The organism is Streptomyces sp. NPDC056948 (genome assembly GCF_042674225.1).
Lineage (GTDB): Bacteria > Actinomycetota > Actinomycetes > Streptomycetales > Streptomycetaceae > Streptomyces > Streptomyces purpurascens.
Genome location: NZ_JBHUQX010000753.1, coordinates 1 through 2,000 on the forward strand (window position 1 = coordinate 1; position 2,000 = coordinate 2,000).

Genomic DNA, 2,000 nt, shown 5'->3' on the forward strand with positions numbered 1-2,000 from the left:
CTCCCCGTATGTGAGGCTGTGCCCCATGGCCGTCGTCCGTGACCTGCGCGTCCTGTTGCGCTTCCAGGGCTTCCGGCGTCTGCTCGCCGTGCGCCTGCTCTCCCAGGGCGCCGACGGTGTGTACCAGGTCGCGCTCGCCGCATACGTCGTCTTCTCTCCGGAGAAACAGACCTCCGCCGCGGCGGTCGCCTCCGCCATGGCGGTGCTGCTGCTTCCGTACTCCCTCGTCGGCCCGTTCGCCGGTGTCCTGCTGGACCGTTGGCGACGCCGCCAGGTCCTGCTGTACGGCAGCCTGCTGCGCGCCCTGCTGGCCTCGGCAACGGCTCTGCTGATGCTCAGCCCGGCTCCCGACTGGCTCTTCTACGTCTCCGCCCTGTGCGTCACCGCGGTCAACCGTTTCGTTCTCTCGGGCCTCTCCGCCGCCCTGCCGCGCGTGGTCGACGCCGAGCGTCTGGTCATCGCCAACTCCCTCTCCCCGACCGCCGGAACGCTGGCGGCGACCGCGGGGGGAGGCCTGGCCTTCGTCGTCCGCCTGGTGGTGGCGGACTCCGACGCGGCCGTGGTGCTCGTGGCAGCCGGGCTGTATCTGTGCGCGGCTGTGGCGTCGTTGAGCATGGCGCGGGAACTCCTCGGCCCCGACCGGACCTTGGAGGGCGAGCGGCTCGCGCCCGCTCTCACGGGCACCGTTCGCGACCTGGTGGCCGGCGTACGTCACCTGGCCGCGCCCCAGCGCAGAGAGGCCGCCTGGGCGCTGGCGGCGATGGCGCTGATGCGGTTCTGCTACGGCGCCCTGCTGGTCATGCTGCTGATGCTCTGCCGGTACGCGCTCACCTCGACCACGGACGACGGACTCGCCCTGCTGGGACTGGCGTTGGGCGTCTCCGGCGCGGGATTCTTCGCGGCGGCCGTGGTGACGCCCTGGGCCGCGGGACGACTGGGGCCGGGCCGCTGGATCGTCGTGTGCGCGGGGGTCGCCGCGCTGCTGGAGCCCGCTCTCGGGCTGCCGTTCGCCACCACCCCGCTGCTGGTCGCGGCATTCGTCCTGGGGCTGGCCACCCAGGGCGCGAAGATCGCCACGGACACCATCGTGCAGTCCTCGGTGGAGGACGGCTTCCGTGGCCGGATCTTCTCCGTCTACGACGTCCTCTTCAACGTCTTCTTCGTCGGCGCGGCCGCCGTGGCGGCCTTGATGCTGCCTCCGGACGGCCGATCCGTGGCGCTGGTGATCACGATCGCCGTTATCTACGCGGCAGTAGCGGTATCTATGGCCCGGTTTGGCCACCGGTAAGTGTCACATCAATGACACAGAGCCACTCCTGACTACTGGGTTGTCAGTGGGGACCGATAACTTACGTGCGTCTTATCTCGCGACATGTTCGCGTCATTCACCATGTACTAGGGGGACCCCCGAATGACCACTCCGCCGCCCCAGGGCAACCCGTTCGCACAGAACCAGCCCGCGGGGCAGCCCCAGGCTCCGTACCCGCCGCAGGGCGGCTACCCCCAGCAGCCCGGACAGCCCGGCTTCCCGCCCCAGGGCGCTCCGTACGCCCCCGTCCCGCCGCAGCCGTCCGGCCGCAAGCTCAGCTTCAAGACCATCAAGAACATCGTGATCGTCATCGCGGTGGCAGGTATTGCCATCGGCGGCTACATAACCAGCCGGGACGACGCCAACACGGCGTCCGTCGGCGACTGCATGCACCGCGGCAGCACCAGCGACAACAACCCGGACCTCGAAGTCGTCGAGTGCAGCGACGCGAAGGCGCAGTACGTGGTGCTGGCCAAGATCGAGGGCTCGTTCCTCACGGACACGCTGGCGTCGAGCAAGTGCGAGGCCGCGGCCAAGGACTTCCAGTACTCGTACACCGAGAGCGGTGACGGCAAGGACTTCCTGCTCTGCCTGAAGGACAAGAAGTAGGGCAGACACAGAGAGGGGCGGTGTTTCACGTGAAACACCGCCCTTTGGCTGTCTTCTGCGGGGTCATGTTTCACGTGAAACA

The 2,000-nt window shown here is 68.7% G+C and carries 2 protein-coding genes; both read left to right on the top strand.

The window, feature by feature from the left end:
- Positions 1-25 precede the first annotated feature (25 nt).
- Positions 26-1,288 carry an MFS transporter gene (locus ACFTZL_RS44345; protein WP_382596174.1) on the top strand — a complete coding sequence of 421 codons (1,263 nt, stop codon included), beginning with the start codon at positions 26-28 and terminating at the stop codon, positions 1,286-1,288.
- Between the two features lie 123 nt (positions 1,289-1,411).
- Complete coding sequence (locus ACFTZL_RS44350; RefSeq protein WP_382596172.1) at positions 1,412-1,918, top strand: hypothetical protein; 507 nt, start codon at positions 1,412-1,414, stop codon at positions 1,916-1,918.
- Positions 1,919-2,000 lie beyond the last annotated feature (82 nt).

What these genes read in the sequence shown, in the direction of transcription:
- ACFTZL_RS44345 (WP_382596174.1), top strand. Translation starts at nt 26, where the DNA reads ATGGCCGTCGTCCGTGACCTGCGCGTCCTGTTGCGCTTCCAGGGCTTC.
- ACFTZL_RS44350 (WP_382596172.1), top strand. Translation starts at nt 1,412, where the DNA reads ATGACCACTCCGCCGCCCCAGGGCAACCCGTTCGCACAGAACCAGCCC.